The following is an 18,247-nucleotide window of genomic DNA, read 5'->3' on the forward strand; positions in this document are numbered from 1 at the left end:
ACCCGTCACCGTTACGTGCTTTACGTTCACAGGTCTTCGGCCAGACGGCCTCAGGCACACTTGCGGCATGCGCATTCCCCGCCCCCGCAGCCTGGCCGGCCAGCTCTTCGCGATGCAGGTCGTCCTGGTGGCGGCGATTGTCGCGGGGTGCGCGGTCTTCGCGTACGTCTCGGACCGGTCCCAGGCCGAGGAGACCGCACGGCGGCAGGTCTTCGCGACCGCAACCGCGGTGGCGAAGTCCCCGGCGGTCGTCGAAGCGGCCCGCTCCGACGACCCGACGGCCGTCCTCCAGCCGTACACGGAGGCCCTGCGCAAGGAGACCGGCGTCAGCTTCGTCGTGGTCATGGCGCCTGACGGGACCCGCTGGACGCATCCGGAGCCGGCCGAGATCGGCAAGACATTCCGGGGACATACGGAGCCCGCGCTGCAGGGCCGCACCTTCCACGAGACGTACACAGGGGTCCTGGGGCGCTCGGTTCGGGTGGTGGCACCGGTGCGGGACGGCGAGAAGATCGTCGGGCTCGTCAGCGCGGGCATCACCATCGACACGATCAGCGCGCAGATACGGCAGCAGCTGGCGGCGCTGCTCGTCGTAGCGGCGGGCGCGCTCGCCCTGGGAGGTCTGGGTACGTACGTCATCAACGCCCGGCTCCGGCGGCACACCCACGGCATGAACGCCGGCGAGCTCCGCCGCATGCACGACTACCACGAGGCCGCGCTGCACGCCGTACGGGAAGGGCTGCTGATGCTCGACGGGCACCAGCGCATCGCGCTGATCAACGACGGCGGCCGCGAACTGCTCGGCGTCGGGCCGGACGCGGTCGGCCGCCCGGTGGCCGAAATGGACCTGCCGGGCCCGCTGACGGCGGCGCTGCTCGCCTCCGGGCCGCGCGTCGACGAGGTGCATCTGACGGCGGACCGGGTGATCGTCGTCAATAGCCGGCCGGTCACGGGCGGCGAGCAGCGCGGTACGGTCGTGACCCTCCGCGACCACACCGAGCTCCAGGCCCTGTCCGGGGAGCTGGACTCGGAGCGGGGCTTCACGCAGGCGCTGCGCTCGCAGGCCCACGAGGCGGCGAACCGCCTGCACACCGTCGTCTCCCTCATCGAGCTGGGGCGGGCCGACGAGGCGGTGGAGTTCGCCACGGCGGAACTCGAACTGGCCCAGGCCCTCACCGACAAGGTCGTGGGCGCGGTGGGAGAGCCGGTGCTGGCGGCGTTGCTGCTGGGGAAGGCGGCGCAGGCGAACGAGCGGGGCGTGGCGCTCGTACTGGACGAGGACAGCCGGATCGACGACGGGCTGCTGCCGCGCGCCCTGCCGGCCCGGGACCTGGTGACGATTCTCGGCAACCTGATCGACAACGCGGTGGACGCGGCGCAGGGCAGCGACGGTGCGCGGGTCACGGTGACGGCCCGCACGGACCAGGGCTCCGAGCTGCTGCTGCGCGTCGCGGACACCGGGCCGGGGGTGGCCCCCGCGTCGGCGGAGGCGGTGTTCGCCCGCGGCTGGTCGACGAAGAGCGCGGGGCGCGGGCTGGGCCTGGCGCTGGTCCGGCAGGCGGTGCACCGGGCGGACGGCACGATAGCGCTGACCGATGCGGGTGGCGGCGGGGCGGAGTTCACGGTACGGCTGCCGTTGCGCGCGGAAGCGGAAGCGGCGAAGGAGAAGGTGCGGCCATGAGCGGGCGAACCTCCCCGACGGCCTCCTCTGGCCCCCCTCCGGCGATTGAGGAGCGGGGTCTGCGGCGGAGCCCCCGTTCGTGGCCGCGCCGGCCCTGGAGACGCGCATGAGTGCCGCCGCGTCGCCCCCCATCCGCGTCCTCGTCGTCGAAGACGACCCCGTCGCCGCCGACGCCCACGCGCTCTACGTCGGCCGGGTCCCCGGCTTCGCCGTCGCCGGTGTCGCGCATTCGCGGGGAGAGTCACTCCGGGCCCTCGACCGCGGGCCGGTCGACCTGCTCCTCCTGGACCTCTACCTCCCCGACGGCCACGGCCTCCAGCTCGTACGTTCCATTCGCGGCGCCGGCCACACCGCCGACGTCATCGCCGTCACCTCGGCCCGCGATCTGGCCGTCGTACGCGAAGGGGTATCGCTCGGCGTCGTCCAGTACGTCCTGAAGCCCTTCACCTTCGCCACCCTGCGCGACCGCCTCACCCGGTACGCCGAGTTCCGCGCCGCGGTCGGCGAGGCCAGCGGCCAGGACGAGGTGGACCGCGCGCTCTCCGCCCTGCGCACTCCCCAGCCCGCCGCCCTGCCCAAGGGGCTCAGCGCCCCGACGCTGGAGGCGGTGACCCGTGCCCTGCGCGAATCACCGGACGGAACGACGGCCGCAGCGGCCGCCGCCGCCCTCGGGATCTCGCGGATCACCGCCCGGCGCTATCTGGAACACCTGGTCTCGGCCGGCCGCGCCGAGCGCACTCCGCAGTACGGCCAGGTCGGCCGCCCGGAGCTGCACTACCGCTGGCTCCCCGTACGCAAGGGGTGACCTTGGGGTGACTCGGGGGTAACCTGAGGGTGGCATGCGTGAACGTTGGATTGTAGGACGTTCCTACGACTTGTTATCTTGGGTGAACGCACCGTAGTCACCGGGGCCCTCTTCTCCGTACGGTGTGCCCGTGCACCCCTCTCCGCCTTTCAACGCTCTCGCCGCGCGCCAACTGCGCGAGGCCCTCGGCATGGCGCCCGGCCATGTCGCCTACGGGCTGCGCGCGCAGTACGGCCTGAACATCGGCCCCGACCTCGTAGTGGCCTGGGAACGCGGGCAGCGCGCGCCCGACTCCCAGGAGGTCACCGCCCTCGCGGGTGTCCTGTGGTGCGCGGTCGGCGACCTGATCGCCGCCCCGAACACACTGCGCGAGCACCGGATGGCGCGAGGTCTGGCGGCGCCGGATCTGGCGCGGATGGTGGGCGTGGACGCGGGCGCGTACCAGCGGATGGAGGACGCGCAGCGGTGGCGCGGCAACGAGCGGCAGTCCGCGGCTCTCTCCGAGGTCCTTGGTCTTTCACCGCGGGAGTTCGTCACGGCGACGGGCCGCGACGAGGACCTGGCCGAGATGCTGCGCAGCGCGGTGACGACGCGCTGGCAGGCGTACGTACGGCCGATCGCGAAGCTGATTCCTGTGCAGCGGCGCGAACTGGAGGACATACTCCAGCGCCTGCACACCGACTACCAGTCGCGGATGATGTCGACGCTGAGCTGGAGCGGCGGCGATTCGGGGGACGGCGCGAAGGGCCGGGAGTTCCTGGACGACATCCTCAGCCATTTCTGGCAGCTCGCCCGCTGACGGACGGGTCGAAGCAGAGCGGCCCTCCCCCCTCGGGGGCAGGGCCGCTCTGCGCGAGCGTTCCGCTCAGAAGACCGACTCGGCCTCGTACATCCGCTTCTCCGGGACCGTCTTCAGTTCCTCGACCCCCGTCGCCAGCGGCACCATCGTGATCTCGGTGCCGGTCAGCGCCGTCATGTTGCCGAAGTCGCCCCGGTGCACCGCCTCCACGGCGTGCCAGCCGAAGCGGGTGGCGAGGACACGGTCGTACGCCGTCGGGGTGCCGCCGCGCTGGACGTGGCCGAGGATGACCGGCCGGGCCTCCTTGCCGAGCCGCTTCTCCAGCTCGCTCGCGAGCCGGTTGCCGATGCCGGTGAAGCGCTCGTGCCCGAACTGGTCGATGGCGCCCTTCTCGTACGGCATGGAGCCCTCGGCCGGACGCGCGCCCTCCGCGATGCACACGACCGCGAACTTCTTGCCGCGCGCGAAGCGTTCCTCGACCATCTTCACGAGGTCGTCGACCTCGAAGGGCCGCTCCGGCAGGCAGATGCCGTGCGCGCCGCCCGCCATCCCGGACTCCAGCGCGATCCAGCCCGCGTGCCGGCCCATGACCTCGACGACCATGACGCGCTGGTGGGACTCGGCGGTGGTCTTGAGGCGGTCTATGGCCTCGGTCGCGACGCCGACGGCCGTGTCGAAGCCGAAGGTGCGGTCGGTGCCGTTGATGTCGTTGTCGATGGTCTTCGGTACGCCGACGACCGGCATCCCCGCGTCCGACAGCATCCGGGACGCGGTGAGCGTGCCCTCGCCGCCGATGGGGATGAGCGCGTCGATGCCGGAGCGCTCCGACAACTCGTGCCAGTTCTCGGCCGCTTCGCGCAGCCGGTCGCGCTCCAGGCGCGCGGAGCCGAGAATCGTACCGCCGCGGGCGAGAATGCCGCTGACGGCGTTGAGGTCGAGAGGGCGGTAGTGGCCGTCGAGCAGGCCCTTGAACCCGTCCTCGAATCCGATGACTTCGTCGCCGTGACCCGCGACGGCCCGGTGCACGACCGACCGGATCACTGCGTTCAGCCCGGGGCAGTCTCCGCCTGCGGTGAGAACTCCGATGCGCATCGTGCTGTGTCTCCTGCTCGCTAGTGGTACATGTGAGCCAGAATCCGATTGTTTCACGGCTCGCATGGGGTCCGCGCTTCCGGCTACTCCTCCGTTAGTGGACGTAATCGCGCCATACGGAGGCGTTACGCAGGCCTTGCGGATGCGCCCGTGCGAGGGCTTCGGACCCGCGTCTCACAGCCCCCTACCCGGCGGGCGCCCTATCCACCCACACGGGTATTGTCAAGAGGGCAAGACCACCCTAACTGGACGGAGAGCACGCGTGACGCGCAGCGTGTACGTGACCGGGATCGACCGGGGAGACGGCCGGCAGGTCATCGAGCTGGGAGTCATGGAGCTCCTTACCCGCCAGGTGGACCGGGTGGGTGTGTTCCGCCCCCTGGTGCACGACGGGCCCGACCGCCTCTTTGACCTGCTGCGCGCCCGCTACCGGCTGTCGCAGGACCCGCAAACCGGGTACGGCATGTACTACCAGGAGGCGTCGGCGCTCCAGGCCGAGAAGGGCACCGACGAGCTGGTCTCCCGCATCGTCGACCGCTTCCACCGGGTGGCGCGGGACTACGAGGTGGTCCTCGTCCTCGGTACGGACTACGCCGACACCCAGCTGCCCGACGAGCTGGCCCTCAACGCGCGCCTGGCCAACGAGTTCGGCGCATCCGTCATCCCGGTGGTCGGCGGCAGGAAGCAGCCCGCCGACGCGGTGCGCGCCGAGACCCGCAACGCGTACCGCGCGTACGAGGCGCTGGGCTGCGAGGTCCTCGCCATGGTCGCCAACCGCGTCGCCCCCATGGACCGCGCCGAGATCGCCGAGCGCCTGAAGGCGCGCCTCCCGGTCCCCTGCTACGTCCTGCCCGACGAGCCCGCGCTGGCCGCCCCCACGGTCGCCCAGATCACCCACGCCCTCGGCGGCAAGGTGGTGCTCGGCGACGACGCGGGCCTGGCGCGCGACGCCCTGGACTTCGTCTTCGGCGGCGCGATGCTGCCGAACTTCCTGAACGCCCTGACCCCCGGCTGCCTCGTCGTGACCCCCGGCGACCGCGCCGACCTGGTGGTGGGCGCGCTCGCCGCGCACAGCGCCGGGACCCCGCCCATAGCGGGCGTACTCCTGACCCTCGACGAACGCCCCGGCACCGAGGTCCTCACCCTCGCCTCGCGCCTCGCGCCCGGCACCCCGGTCGTCTCGGTGGCCGGCGGCTCCTTCCCCACCGCGGCCGAGCTCTTCACCCTGGAGGGCAAGCTGAACGCCGCGACGCCCCGCAAGGCGGAGACCGCACTCGGCCTCTTCGAGCGGTACGTCGACACCAACGACCTGCTGGAGCGCATGGCGGTGGCCCGCAGCGGCCGCGTCACGCCGATGATGTTCGAGCACGAGCTGCTGGAGCGGGCGCGCGCCAACCGCCGCCGCGTCGTGCTGCCGGAGGGCACCGAGGAGCGCGTGCTGCGGGCCGCCGACGTACTGATCCGCCGCGACGTGTGCGACCTGACGCTGCTCGGCGACGTCGACGTACTGCGCAAGAAGGCCGCCGACCTGGGCATCGACCTCACGAAAACCCAGCTCATCGACCCGCAGACCTCCGAGCTGCGCGCCCGCTTCGCCGAGACGTACGCGAAACTGCGCGCCCACAAGGGTGTCAGCGTGGAGCTGGCGTACGACGTCGTCGCCGACGCCAACTACTTCGGCACGCTGATGGTCCACGAGGGCCTGGCCGACGGCATGGTGTCGGGCTCGGTGCACTCCACCGCCGCGACCATCCGTCCCGCCTTCGAGATCATCAAGACCAAGCCGGACGCCAAGATCGTCTCGTCGGTCTTCTTCATGCTGCTCGCCGACAAGGTGCTCGTGTACGGCGACTGCGCGGTCAACCCGGACCCGAACGCCGTCCAGCTCGCGGACATCGCCGTCCAGTCGGCGGGCACGGCCGAGAAGTTCGGCGTGGAACCGCGGATCGCGATGCTGTCGTACTCGACCGGCAGCTCCGGCACCGGCGCGGACGTCGACAAGGTGCGCCAGGCCACCGAGCTGGTGCGCGCCAGCCGGCCCGACCTGCCGGTGGAGGGGCCGATCCAGTACGACGCGGCGGTCGAGCCGTCCGTCGCCGCCACCAAGTTGCCGGGATCCGAGGTCGCGGGCCAGGCGTCCGTGCTGATCTTCCCGGACCTGAACACCGGCAACAACACCTACAAGGCCGTCCAGCGTTCGGCCGGGGCCGTCGCCGTGGGCCCGGTCCTCCAGGGCCTGAACAAGCCGGTCAACGACCTGTCGCGCGGCGCACTGGTGCAGGACATCGTCAACACGGTCGCCATTACGGCGATCCAGGCCCAGGGCGAGACCGTATGACTGCCACTCCGATCCAAGAAGGCGCCGCTCCCGTGACTGCTTCCGCCGATTCCGCCGCTACGCGCATCCTCGTCCTCAACTCCGGCTCCTCGTCGGTGAAGTACCAGCTGCTCGACATGCGCGACAGCTCTCGCCTCGCCGTCGGCCTGGTCGAGCGGATCGGGGAGGAGACCTCGCGTCTGGTGCACAGTCCGCTGGTGGGCGACGGCTCCGGCAAGCGCGAGCGCACCGGTCCGATCGCCGACCACGAGGCCGCGCTCAAGGCCGTGGCCGAGGAGCTGGCGCGCGACGGGCTCGGCCTGGACTCCCCCGAGCTCGCCGCCATCGGCCACCGCGTCGTACACGGCGGCCTGAAGTTCAGCGCCCCGACCGTGATCACCGACGAGGTGATGGCGGAGATCGAGCGGCTCGTCCCGGTCGCCCCGCTGCACAACCCGGCGAACATCACCGGCATCCGCACCGCGCAGGCGCTGCGCCCCGACCTGCCGCAGGTCGCGGTCTTCGACACCGCCTTCCATACGACGATGCCGGAGTCGGCGGCCCGCTACGCGATCGACGTCGAGACCGCCGACGCCCACCGCATCCGCCGCTACGGCTTCCACGGCACCTCGCACGCGTTCGTATCGCGCGAGACGGCCAAGCTGCTCGGCAAGGACCCGTCCGAGGTCAACGTCATCGTGCTGCACCTGGGCAACGGGGCATCCGCCTCCGCCGTGCGGGGCGGGGTGTGCATGGACACATCCATGGGACTGACGCCCTTGGAGGGGCTGGTGATGGGTACGCGCTCCGGTGACATCGACCCGGCGGTGGTCTTCCACCTCAAGCGGGTCGCCGGGATGAGCACGGACGAGATCGACGTACTGCTGAACAAGAAGAGCGGTCTGGTCGGTCTGTGCGGTGACAACGACATGCGGGAGATACGCCGCCGGATCGACGAGGGTGATCAGCGGGCGCTGCTGGCCTTCGAGATCTACATCCACCGGCTGAAGAAATACATCGGCTCTTACTACGCCGTTCTCGGCCGGGTCGACGCGGTCGTCTTCACTGCGGGTGTCGGCGAGAACTCCGCGCCCGTACGCGCGGCGGCGATCGCGGGCCTGGAGGAGCTGGGCCTGGTGGTGGACGCGGATCTCAACGCCGTACGGGCGGACGCGGCGCGGCTGATCTCGCCGGAGTACGCCCGGGTCGCGGTCGCCGTCGTACCGACGGACGAGGAGCTGGAAATCGCACGGCAGACGTATGCGTTGGTCAACGCCTGAGCGGCATCCCGCCCATTTGTACATTCCACCAGACGGAATATTCCGCAGCGAAACAAACCGATAGGATCCGCCTCATGCGCCGTTCCAAAATCGTCTGCACACTGGGTCCCGCCGTCGACTCCCATGACCAGCTCGTCGCTCTCATCGATGCCGGCATGAGCGTGGCCCGATTCAACTTCAGCCACGGCACCCATGCCGAGCACCAGAGCCGGTACGACCGGGTCCGCAAGGCTGCCGAGGAGACGGGCCGCGCGGTGGGCGTACTCGCCGACCTCCAGGGCCCGAAGATCCGGCTGGCGAAGTTCGCCGAAGGACCGGTCGAGCTGGTCCGCGGGGACGAGTTCGTCATCACCTCCGAGGACGTCCCGGGCGACAAGTCGATCTGCGGCACGACCTACAAGGGTCTGCCCGGCGACGTCTCCAAGGGCGACCCGATCCTGATCAACGACGGCAACGTCGAGCTCAAGGTCACCGCGGTCGAGGGCCACCGGGTCCACACCATCGTGATCGAGGGCGGTGTGGTCTCCGACCACAAGGGCATCAACCTGCCCGGCGCGGCGGTCAACGTCCCCGCGCTGTCCGAGAAGGACGTCGACGACCTGCGCTTCGCCCTGCGGATGGGCTGCGACATGGTCGCGCTGTCCTTCGTGCGCGACGCCGACGACGTCAAGGACGTCCACAAGGTGATGGACGAGGAGGGCCGCCGGGTCCCCGTCATCGCCAAGGTGGAGAAGCCGCAGGCCGTCGAGCACATGGAGGGCGTCGTCATGGCGTTCGACGGTGTGATGGTCGCCCGTGGTGACCTGGCCGTCGAGTATCCGCTCGAAAAGGTCCCGATGGTGCAGAAGCGGCTCATCGAGCTGTGCCGCCGCAACGCCAAGCCGGTGATCGTCGCGACCCAGATGATGGAGTCGATGATCACCAACTCGCGTCCGACGCGCGCCGAGGCGTCCGACGTCGCCAACGCGATCCTGGACGGGGCCGACGCGGTCATGCTGTCCGCGGAGTCCTCGGTCGGGGCGTACCCGATCGAAACGGTCAAGACGATGTCGAAGATCGTCGTCGCGGCCGAGGAGGAACTGCTCTCCAAGGGCCTCCAGCCGCTGGTCCCGGGCAAGAAGCCCCGTACACAGGGCGGTTCGGTCGCCCGCGCGGCCGCCGAGATCGCGGACTTCCTGAACGGCAAGGCGCTGGTCGCCTTCACCAAGTCCGGCGACACGGCCCGCCGGCTGTCCCGCTACCGCGCGGCGCAGCCGATCCTGGCCTTCACGACCGACGTCGGCACGCGCAACCAGCTCGCACTGAGCTGGGGCGTCGAGTCGTTCGTCGTCCCGCACGTGGACAACACCGACGCGATGGTCGACCTGGTCGACGCCGAGCTGCTCAAGCTCCAGCGCTACAACGACGGCGACACCATGATCATCACCGCCGGTTCGCCCCCCGGCGTACCCGGCACCACCAACATGGTCCGGGTGCACCACCTGGGCGGCGGGGAGCACACCGCCTGATCCAGGCTCCCGCGATACGCGAACGGCGGTGGCCCGCCCCACTGATCCGGGGACGGGCCACCGCCGTTCCGGCGCTTCGGTGCGATATGGGCGTGCTCTCAGCCGGTGTAGAAGTTGTGCAGCCCCGGCACCATGAGCGTGCCGCCGAACTGGCCGGCCTGGGTCACGGTGACGTCCGTGAACACGGCGACCGGAACATTCAGCGGCGGCGGAGTCTCCGGACTGAACGTGACCGGGATGAGGCCGAAGAGGTTGCCCTTCAGCTTCTCCGTGTACATGGTCACCGTGCCCTCGCGGATGGTCGAGGTGGAACCGTCCGCGGCCTGCACGTGGGCCGTGGTGCCATTGGGGCCGACGACCTTCTGGTGCAGGTCCTTGATGTCGGTCTTCTCGGCGGTGAACTTCAGGACCTTCTTGATCTTGCCGCTGCCGGTCCTGACCTCGACGATGCCCTTGTAGTCGAGCCCGCGCAGGGTGAGCTTCGTGCTCTCCAGGATCCACGGGTCGTCCGGCAGGTCCGGGATGCCTTGCTCCAGCTCGGCGTTCGCGAGCGCGTCGGGGTCCGCGGTCGGGCAGGGGAAGGGCTCCTTGCCGTCGGCGTCGGCGGCCGGATCGTCGGCCTTGCCGTCCGCCGCGTCGTCCGCCGCGTCTTTCGCGTCGTCCGCGGTGCCCTTGGCCTCGTCGCCGAGCTCCTCGACCTTGGCGCCGACCTTGTCCGCCGCGTCCCTGATGGCGTCCTCGGTCTTGTCGGCCGCGTCACCGGCCGCGTCGCCCACCGGGTTCTTGGCGGCCGGGTCCTTCGGCTCGTCGGCGTCGGGCTTGCTGGCGTCGGGCTCGGTGGCGTCCGGCTTGGTGGTCGCGCTGCCGCCGTCGGCGGGCTCCGTGTCGGAGGGCTCCGGAGAAGCGGTCTCCTTGTCCGGCCCGTCGAGTACGTCCTTGATCGCGTCGCCCACACCCAGCGGGTCGAGCGGGTTCTTGGTCTCGCCCTCGCCCTGGCCCTCGCTCTCCGTGGGAGCCGGCTTGGGCGTCGCGGTCTCGCCCGCTTCCGGCTCCTTGGTGGGGTCGGTGGCCGGCGCGGTACTGCTCGCACTCGGACTCGCGCTCGCCGACGGCGTTTCGCCCGGCTGCGGGGTTTCCGTCTGCGCGGGCTTGCCCGGCGTCGTACCGGAGCTCGGCGTGGCCGTCGGTGACGACGGCTTGGCCGAGGGGGACTTCGACTCGGAGGCGTCAGGGTCAGGAGTGTCCGAGCGCGTTACGCAGGGGCCGGGAGCGAAGGGGTTCGTCACCTGGTCGTCGGCGAGTGCCAGCTTCGGGGTGAGCCCCATGCCGACAAACACGGCCGTGGGCATCGCGGCCAGGGCCATCGCCTTGCCCGCGGGTATTTGCAGCTTCGTCAGGAGCGACTTCCTGGGGGCCGCGTGACGCGGCCCGCTTCTTTCACGGGTCCGGTCGCCTCCGGCCGCAGTCAGCTCCGCCTCGTCACCCCGCACTGTTCCTCCCGCCATTGGCGTCAACAGATGTGTCGGTTGCGTACATGTGGTCCGTACCGCCCGTGCCCTGCGGGCCACCGACCGGCTCGTCGCCCATGGGCGGGGCCTCGCCGGGCATGGCGGCGTACTCACCGGGCGCATCCGGCTCGGCCGGCGCCCAGGAGATGGACAGGGCTCCGCCGATCAGGGCCAGCAGGAAGCCGACCCCGAAGCCGCCCAGGTTGGACACGGGGATCGAGACGAGCGCCAGCAGAATCGAGGCGACGCCCGCGAAGATCCGGACGATGTGGTGGTACCACATGGTCAGGCCGAGAGTGACGAGCAGTACGCCGATGATCAGCGAGCCCGCTCCCGCGGTGGTGGCCATGGCCATCGTGAGGTGGCCGATCTTGATTTCGGCGTACGGAAGCCAGGCGATCGGCACACCGCCCACCAGCGTGAGCAGGCCCGCCCAGAACGGCCGGCCGCCCCGCCAGGCACGGAAGCGCAGCCGCCAGTAGGTGAAATCGCGGCTCGGACCCGAGGACTCGGCGCTCATGGAAAACAGCTCCCTGGAACCGGTGTTGCTGTGCAGAGATGAGAGAGGGGGTAGCGGGCGGGACGACGCGACGCCTCGTGCGACGTGTCACGCGTCCCGCCCGCAGAGGGAGTGCTTAGTAGCACTCCTTGACGCCCTTGTGCAGCTTCATGCTCAGACCACTGAGCTTGAACGTGCCAGCCGTGGTGGCCCAGGCCTTCTGCTTCACGTCGGTCAGCACGGCCGAGTCGGCCTGCTGCGAGAAGCCGTACGGGTTGGCCCTGGTGCCCGGCTGGATACCCGGACCCTTGGTGGCCTTGCCCGCCGCCACACCGATGTCGATGTTCTTGAACACGGCGTTGGCGCCGAGCTCCTCGACGTCCAGGTACAGGTTCTCCGCCTTGACAGGCGTACCGTTTCCTCCAGCGGTGAGCTGGAGCGAGATGTTGCCGAAGACCGGGACGTTGGGCGTCACGACCGACTGACACATCTTGGTGATCTCGGCGGTCTTGAACGCCGACACGGCGACCGGGTGGGCAGCCTTGTTGCCCTCGAGGTCGGTGCCTTCGGCCATTCCTCCGTACTGGAAGAAGCCCTTACCTTCGAGCTTCGCCGCGCTGACCTTGAAGCTCTGGCCAGAAACGCTGAACGATGCCGCGAGCGCGCCCTGTGCGAGGGCGACACCTATCGCGGCCGTCGCGGCCACGCTCGGCACCATGACGACGGCGAACCGCTTCCATCTGGTCCCGCCACGAACTGCAGACTCCATGACTTTCCTCCTTCTCGGACGTACATCTCCGGTACGGGCAGGGGCCCGCAGGGGGATGGGAGAAGTGCTACGTCCTCGGGAAGGAGAGCGCCCGTATCGGAGGCGCGAACGACTTCCGAAACACCGGCGATCACCCCCGAGCGACAACCACTGGCCACGCATTCGCGCAACCTGCTGGACAGGCCCCGCCGTTCGGCAGAGACCCCCCTGTCCACGATCGGCAGCACTGCCGCCGACCGGCTCGGTGGGGACCCAACGGGACCGCGGCGCCGATTGGCTGTCGGGCTGATGCGGTATTGGACCGAGCGTGGCCGATCGTGGTGCATTCGCGGCCGGGGCACAAGGGGGTTCGTTACTCGCTAGTAACGGCCGGATAACCGAAGCGCGACCGCCCGGCATCGACGAGCCCGGACGGTGCCGTCAAGTGACGGGAAAAAGGCAATGATTGTCGCCCAGAAACGGGCAGAATACCTTGATCAACTTACTACAAGTAACAGCGGCCGCGATTACCAAGTTTTGGTAAAACGCGGCCGCCTCTTGTCACTGTGTCGCCAAATCAACGATGGCTGCCTCAAGGGCACCACCGGCCAGAAGGCCGGTCGGACCACCGGTCAGAACAGCACCCTCGCCAGCGCCGCTCGCGCCGGCGCGACGCGCGGGTCGTCACCGCCGATCACCTCGAAGAGTTCCAGCAGCCGCACCCGCGCGGCGTCACGGTCGTCACCGGCCGTGCGGCGCACGGTCTCGACCAGACGCCCGAAGGCGTCCTCCACATGTCCGCCGACCAGATCCAGGTCGGCGGCGGCGACCTGCGCGGCCACGTCGTCCGGGTTCTCGGCAGCGGCCTTGCGCACCTGCTGCGGGTCGAGGTCCTGGACGCGCGCGAGGAGTTCGGCCTGCGCGAGGCCCAGCTTGGCCTCGGTGTTGCCCGGGTCGTCGACGAGCACGTTCTTGTACGCCTGGGCCGCGCCGCCGAAGTCGTTCGCGTCCAGCGCGCGCGCCGCTGCTTCGAGCAGCGCGTCGTACGGCCCGGCAGGCGCCTCGGCCGCCTCGGCCGGAGCCTCACCGGCGCCGGCACCGGCCGCCGCGTCGACGGCGATGCCGGTCAGACCGAAGCGCTCCTCGGCGACCTGGATCAGCTGGTCGAGCGTCTCGCGGATCTGCGCCTCGGGGGCCGCGCCTTGGAAGAGGGGCAGCGCCTGTCCGGCGACTACCGCGAAGACAGCCGGAATCCCCTGGATCCCGAACTGCTGCATCAGCATCTGGTTGGCGTCGACGTCGACCTTGGCGAGGAGGAAACGGCCGTTGTACTGGACGGCGAGGCGCTCAAGGAGCGGGCCGAGCTGCTTGCACGGCTCGCACCACTCGGCCCAGAAGTCGATGACGACCGGGACTTCGGCGGAGCGCTGGAGGACATCGCGCTCGAAGCCGGCCTCGTCGACATCGATCACCAGACTCGACGGAGCAACGGCTCCGCCACCACCACCGTCCTTGGTGGCGGCGGCACGCGCCTGCTCCGCCTTCTGCCGGGCTTCGCCGGCTGCCTTCACCGCGGCGAGGTCGACGACGCCGCTCATGGACATGTTCCTAGGCTGCATACGTACATCCTCCCCCTTTCGCGCGCGGTAGAGAAACACACGACCGCGCCCGTCCGCAGCCCCCCGCCGGTTGCGGGGCGTACGGACGAACACGGCCCAGGGTCCCGAGGAGGACCGGGGTTTGGCGCGGGGTCCCCACCCTCGCGCCAGTGGCTTGTCGCTTGGTTGTCGCTCGACTGTCCCTCGACTGGCCGCTCTTTCGCTACTGGTCGTAGCGTAACTCGAAAGCCGGCCCTCTTGACGGCTGTATACGGTGATCTCGCTCACCAGGACCAGCCACCTACCGACCGGTATGGTCGCGGTCATGCCCCCCAGCCAGCCCCCACACACACCCCACAGCCCTCCCGCCCGCACCGGCCGCCCGCGCAGCGTCGAGGCCGACGCCGCGATCCTTGAGGCGACGAGAGCGGCGCTGGTGGAACTGGGCTGGTCAAAGCTGACGATGGGGGATGTGGCGAGCCGGGCCGGCGTTGCCAAGACGACGCTGTACCGCCGCTGGGCGAACAAGAGCGAGCTGGTCGTCGACGCCGTGGCCGTCCTCTTCGACGAACTCCAGCTCCCCGACCGGGGCAGCCTGAGTTCCGACGTCGAGGGCGTAGTGCTCCAGTTCGCCACGCTGCTCGACCGGCCCGAGGCGAAGACCGCGCTGATGGCGGTGGTCGCGGAGTCGACGCGAGACGAGGCGCTGCGGGAGCGCATCCGCTCGGCGATCGTCGACCGCCAGAAGCGCCTGGTGCTGCTGGGCCGGGAACGCGCGCAGGCGCGCGGCGAGCTGCCGTACGAAGACGACCCCGCGCAGGCGGCCCGTAACGCGGACCTGATCTTCGACGTCATCGCCGGCGCCGTCGTCCACCGCGCACTGGTGAGCGCGGAACCGGTGGACAGGGAGTGGGCGCACGACTTCTCAATGCTGCTGGTGAACGGCCTGACGACGGGCCCGGTGCCTCGGGGGTGACCTCACCACCAAACCAAAGCTTGCTTCTGGGGGTTTCGGGCCGTCCCGAGCGCTCGAGTGTCGGTGGGCCGTGACGGCGCGTCAAGGGCGCTCCTGCGGTCGCGTCGCTGCGCGAGAACCCTCCGGGCTCCCCTTGACCCGCCGCCCCGGCCCACCGCTAACGCTTATACGGGGACGGCCCAAAGAAAAACGCCCTGCACGGGGGCTCGGGGAGTAGCGCGGGCGGGTTCGGTGGCCGACGGCCGAGTGGGTGGGGCGCGGTCTGTTTAGGGGGCGGCGCGGCCCCAGTCTCGGCGGGTGCGGGGACGGTCGTTGGTGCGACATCCCCATTCCCACGCATACAAGCACCCACGCCGGTGGCCGCTTGATCTGCCGGGCCGACGTGCGAACTCATGTCGGCGCGCGTGGGGCGCGACAGTTGAATGGGGTGACTCGGGTGGGTGTGGCGTCCGCCCCGGCCGGTGGTCGGTTGGACCGCAAGCAGGTTGCTGGTGTGGGTGGGTGGAGGGGTGTCCACGAGTCGGCGGTCCTGCCGATGGTGCGGCCGGACGGGCGACGACGCTCGCAGGCGGTCGACTCGACACTCTCGGCCGGGGCGTGGTGGGACGAACCCCGCACATGACGCACAGGAGTGCCCCTTTCATCCCATTTTCGACCCAAGAGAAGGCCTCAACCTCCGTCATGTGCTGGGTTCGGTGCACACCAATGGCACCCGGCGGCCTGACTGCAACACGACGCTTGCTTGGGGGCTACTGGCGCCTCAGCAGACGGGCCTGTTCCGTCTTCAGCTGAGTGAATCCCTCTCGGGCATACGCACCGAGCTCGTCACCCGGAAACGCCACCACCGAGAAGTGCTTGTCGTAGTTGCCCTGCGCCCAGCGAGCGGTTGTGATCTCGTAGCCCGACACATGTGAGGACGAGGTCCCGCATGGCCCGGATGTTCGGGATGAAAACGGTCGTGGCCCACAAGCGCCACTCAGCAACTTCCTCCTCGGTGGGCGGGGTCTCGTGCGCGAACGGCGATATGCCGTCGGGGCGAGCATGGCGCTCCATGAAGGTGCTGTAGGTGCGGCTATTGGATTCCGTGAGGAGGGCGATACTAGCCTCGGTGTTCAACTCAAAGACGCGCCCGACGGGACGACGATTCCGTAAAGGTCAGCGATCGTTGCCAGCGCACTGTGGTGGATCTGTTCCGCAGACACGTCGGCGACCACCGTCTGCAGAGGCCGTGTCGCGCAGGCGTCGGCGACCACTGTCGGCTGGTTGCCGCGCAGGAACGCGCCTTCCGCTGTGAAGGTCACGCACATGTTGGTCATGAACCCAGCGATGATGACGTTCTTGTTGCCGGCCGCGTCGATGTGTTCGCCCAGGTCGGTGCCGACGAATGCGTTGGGAGCGGCCGTCTTGGCAACTACAGGTTCGCCCTCGATCGGAGCCACACGGGGGTGGATCTGGCCGATTTCGGTCCGGATGTCGTACGGGCTTCCTTCGCCACCGTCGTTCACGACGTGGATGACCGGCGTTCCGGCGCTGCGGGCCCTGGCCAGCAATGCGGCGGCAGAGTCGAGGGCGGGGTCCCAACCCGTCAGCTCCATCACGCCAGTGGTGTAGGTGTTCTGGTAGTCGACCAGAATCAGTGTCGCATCGGCCAGCGATGCAGGGGTCTGGTCGAAGCCGTTGAGCTCACGCAGGGTTGTCGTAGCCATTGAAGTGCCTTCCTCGGGCGTCGTGTTGAGAGGTCCGCTCCACAGCACGGGGTGGCTGTGCGTTGAACGCTACGACCCACCAGATGTGTCGGCAATGTCGCCTAACATGCAGATACAGACATCGCGTGTGCCGACACGAGCGGAGACCAAGTGAGCAGTGTCAAACGACTCGTTGTCGTCATGCTTTTCGACGGCGTCGACCTGCTGGACATCACAGGCCCCCCGGAGGTGTTCTCCTTGCTGCAACGCGAGGTGGACGACGCGACGGGGTACCACGTCGTGCTGGCCGCCGAAACCATGGACCCCGTAGCCACCTCAGCCGGGGTTCGTGTCCTCCCGGACACCACCTTCCAAGAGGTGTCGGTGAGGCGTATCGACACACTCCTCGTGCCGGGCGCGGTCGAAGTCGACAGCCAACGCCGCGTTCGCGCCATCACCGACCCCACAGTGGTCGACTGGGTGAAGACACTCGCTGGCCAGACACGGCGCGTCGCGTCAGTCTGTGTGGGAGCACATATCCTCGCGGAAGCCGGGCTGCTGGACGGCAAGCGCGCCACGACCCACTGGTCGACCGCGCAACAACTCGCCGCCGACCATCCCTCGATCGAGGTCGACGCCGATCCGATCTTCATTCGCGATCACGATGTGTGGACCGGCGCGGGAATCAGCGCCTGCCTTGACCTGTCGCTTGCCCTCGTTGCCGACGACTTCGGCGAAGCCACCGCGCTTCGCGTCGCTCGGCAGCTCGTGATGTATCTGAAACGGCCAAGCGGCCAAAGCCAGTTCAGCGTCCCGCTCGAACCCGTCTCGACAACGCGCCGCATCGAGGATCTTCGCCACTACATCACACGGAACATCGTCGAGCAGCTCACTGTCGCCGACCTCGCGAGTCAGGCCCATGTGAGCGATCGGCAACTCACCCGAATCTTCAAAAGTGAACTTGGAATGACCCCGGCCGCTTACATCGAATCAGCCCGCGTCGAAGTAGCGCGCAATCAACTTGAATCCACGGATGCGACCCTCGAACGCATCGCTTCCACCTGCGGGTTCAACACGACGGACACCCTCATCCGCGCCTTCCGCCGGAAACTCAACACGACACCGACGGAGTACCGAAACCGATTCCGGCACTCCATCGGTCCGCAGGCCGGAACCTAGTCGGCTTCAATCGCCCGCTCAGGGGCGTCAAATGCAACGAACCCCACACTTGACGAGGCCCAACGCCCCTCCAACCGCAGCCGTCACAGCCGTATCGCTTCCCGCCATCACGGGAGTGTTTCGACCCACGACCGTCACCGCGGCCCACCACCCACCCACACCAGCAACGGGCTTGAGGCTTCACCGACCCCCGGTCGGGGCGGACGCCACACCCGCCCGAGTCCCCCCATTCAACTGTCGCGCCCCACCCGCAGGCAGGACGGTCTGCAGGTCGAGCCGACCGGCCGGCCGTCTTGCGGACTGGGTGCGCGTGTGCGTGGGAATGGGGATGCCCGCGCCAACGGCCGTTCCCGTCAGCCGCTGGGCCTGGGGCCGCACCGCCCCCTAGACCCGTACTTCGCAGGTCACCCGATCGTGAAGATCAACTGGTCACGACCGATCGCCGCTCAGTCCGGTCCGCAACGGCGATCGCAATGCCGGTCCGATCCGGTCGGGTTCGGACGCCGAAGAGCCGCTGCGGCGAACCTTTTCAGCGACCCGCGAAGTCCGGGCCTAGAGCTCATGCGCCCCAC

General features: G+C 69.3%; 14 protein-coding genes. 8 read left to right on the top strand and 6 right to left on the bottom strand.

What is annotated here, in order from left to right; translation table 11 throughout:
* The first annotated feature begins 67 nt into the window (after positions 1-67).
* The 3 genes from J7E96_RS03915 (at position 68) to J7E96_RS03925 (ending at position 3,285) form a co-directional block, all read left to right on the top strand.
* A complete protein-coding gene (locus tag J7E96_RS03915) occupies positions 68-1,681 on the top strand; it encodes a sensor histidine kinase (RefSeq protein ID WP_215127427.1) in 1,614 nt (537 codons plus the stop codon).
* Positions 1,682-1,787: 106 nt separating this feature from the next.
* Positions 1,788-2,486 carry a response regulator gene (locus tag J7E96_RS03920; protein WP_215127429.1) on the top strand — a complete coding sequence of 233 codons (699 nt, stop codon included), beginning with the start codon at positions 1,788-1,790 and terminating at the stop codon, positions 2,484-2,486.
* 124 nt (positions 2,487-2,610) lie between these two features.
* On the top strand, positions 2,611-3,285 hold the full coding sequence (locus J7E96_RS03925) for a helix-turn-helix domain-containing protein (protein WP_308295827.1): 675 nt from the start codon (positions 2,611-2,613) through the stop codon (positions 3,283-3,285).
* 66 nt (positions 3,286-3,351) lie between these two features.
* Here J7E96_RS03925 and J7E96_RS03930 read toward each other — a convergent pair whose 3' ends face one another.
* Positions 3,352-4,377 (bottom strand): ATP-dependent 6-phosphofructokinase, encoded by a 1,026-nt coding sequence (locus tag J7E96_RS03930; protein WP_215127433.1) that lies wholly within the window; start codon positions 4,375-4,377, stop codon positions 3,352-3,354.
* Positions 4,378-4,639: 262 nt separating this feature from the next.
* Between J7E96_RS03930 and pta the strand changes: the two genes are divergently transcribed.
* From pta to pyk, 3 genes are all read left to right on the top strand, one after another.
* Entirely contained in the window at positions 4,640-6,715 is a 2,076-nt protein-coding gene (gene pta, locus J7E96_RS03935) for a phosphate acetyltransferase (protein WP_215127434.1), read from the top strand.
* Between the two features lie 32 nt (positions 6,716-6,747).
* Positions 6,748-7,974 (top strand): acetate kinase, encoded by a 1,227-nt coding sequence (locus J7E96_RS03940; protein WP_308295828.1) that lies wholly within the window; start codon positions 6,748-6,750, stop codon positions 7,972-7,974.
* A 74-nt stretch (positions 7,975-8,048) separates the two neighbouring features.
* Positions 8,049-9,482: a pyruvate kinase gene (gene pyk, locus J7E96_RS03945; protein ID WP_215127438.1), complete on the top strand. Its 1,434-nt coding sequence runs from the start codon at positions 8,049-8,051 to the stop codon at positions 9,480-9,482.
* A 98-nt stretch (positions 9,483-9,580) separates the two neighbouring features.
* Here the strand turns inward: pyk and J7E96_RS03950 are convergent, their stop codons facing one another.
* From J7E96_RS03950 to J7E96_RS03965, 4 genes are all read right to left on the bottom strand, one after another.
* Positions 9,581-10,972, bottom strand: a complete 1,392-nt coding sequence (locus J7E96_RS03950) for a hypothetical protein (RefSeq protein ID WP_215127492.1) — start codon at positions 10,970-10,972, stop codon at positions 9,581-9,583.
* Positions 10,962-11,510 (bottom strand): DUF6114 domain-containing protein, encoded by a 549-nt coding sequence (locus J7E96_RS03955; protein WP_215127440.1) that lies wholly within the window; start codon positions 11,508-11,510, stop codon positions 10,962-10,964. The genes J7E96_RS03950 and J7E96_RS03955 overlap by 11 nt, the downstream gene beginning before the upstream one ends.
* Before the next feature lie 115 nt (positions 11,511-11,625).
* Positions 11,626-12,258 carry a DUF6230 family protein gene (locus J7E96_RS03960; RefSeq protein ID WP_215127442.1) on the bottom strand — a complete coding sequence of 211 codons (633 nt, stop codon included), beginning with the start codon at positions 12,256-12,258 and terminating at the stop codon, positions 11,626-11,628.
* Positions 12,259-12,869: 611 nt separating this feature from the next.
* Complete coding sequence (locus J7E96_RS03965) at positions 12,870-13,856, bottom strand: tetratricopeptide repeat protein (protein ID WP_215127444.1); 987 nt, start codon at positions 13,854-13,856, stop codon at positions 12,870-12,872.
* Positions 13,857-14,160: 304 nt separating this feature from the next.
* Here J7E96_RS03965 and J7E96_RS03970 point away from each other — a divergent pair, with 304 nt between their 5' ends.
* Positions 14,161-14,811, top strand: a complete 651-nt coding sequence (locus J7E96_RS03970) for a TetR/AcrR family transcriptional regulator (protein WP_215127446.1) — start codon at positions 14,161-14,163, stop codon at positions 14,809-14,811.
* 1,112 nt (positions 14,812-15,923) lie between these two features.
* Here J7E96_RS03970 and J7E96_RS03975 read toward each other — a convergent pair.
* The gene (locus tag J7E96_RS03975) at positions 15,924-16,517 is read right to left on the bottom strand and encodes an isochorismatase family protein (protein WP_215127493.1); all 594 of its coding nucleotides are present in this window, start codon (positions 16,515-16,517) and stop codon (positions 15,924-15,926) included.
* Positions 16,518-16,667: 150 nt separating this feature from the next.
* On the opposite strand from J7E96_RS03975, the gene J7E96_RS03980 reads away from it, so the two are divergent.
* A complete protein-coding gene (locus tag J7E96_RS03980) occupies positions 16,668-17,675 on the top strand; it encodes a GlxA family transcriptional regulator (RefSeq protein ID WP_215127448.1) in 1,008 nt (335 codons plus the stop codon).
* Positions 17,676-18,247 lie beyond the last annotated feature (572 nt).

The organism is Streptomyces sp. ISL-96 (assembly GCF_018614035.1).
Lineage (GTDB): Bacteria > Actinomycetota > Actinomycetes > Streptomycetales > Streptomycetaceae > Streptomyces.

Coding starts and splice junctions, on each gene's coding strand:
- J7E96_RS03915 (WP_215127427.1), top strand. CDS start 68: ATGCGCATTCCCCGCCCCCGCAGCCTGGCCGGCCAGCTCTTCGCGATG.
- J7E96_RS03920 (WP_215127429.1), top strand. CDS start 1,788: ATGAGTGCCGCCGCGTCGCCCCCCATCCGCGTCCTCGTCGTCGAAGAC.
- J7E96_RS03930 (WP_215127433.1), bottom strand. CDS start 4,377: ATGCGCATCGGAGTTCTCACCGCAGGCGGAGACTGCCCCGGGCTGAAC.
- pyk (WP_215127438.1), top strand. CDS start 8,049: ATGCGCCGTTCCAAAATCGTCTGCACACTGGGTCCCGCCGTCGACTCC.
- J7E96_RS03955 (WP_215127440.1), bottom strand. CDS start 11,510: ATGAGCGCCGAGTCCTCGGGTCCGAGCCGCGATTTCACCTACTGGCGG.
- J7E96_RS03960 (WP_215127442.1), bottom strand. CDS start 12,258: ATGGAGTCTGCAGTTCGTGGCGGGACCAGATGGAAGCGGTTCGCCGTC.
- J7E96_RS03965 (WP_215127444.1), bottom strand. CDS start 13,856: ATGCAGCCTAGGAACATGTCCATGAGCGGCGTCGTCGACCTCGCCGCG.
- J7E96_RS03970 (WP_215127446.1), top strand. CDS start 14,161: ATGCCCCCCAGCCAGCCCCCACACACACCCCACAGCCCTCCCGCCCGC.
- J7E96_RS03975 (WP_215127493.1), bottom strand. CDS start 16,517: ATGGCTACGACAACCCTGCGTGAGCTCAACGGCTTCGACCAGACCCCT.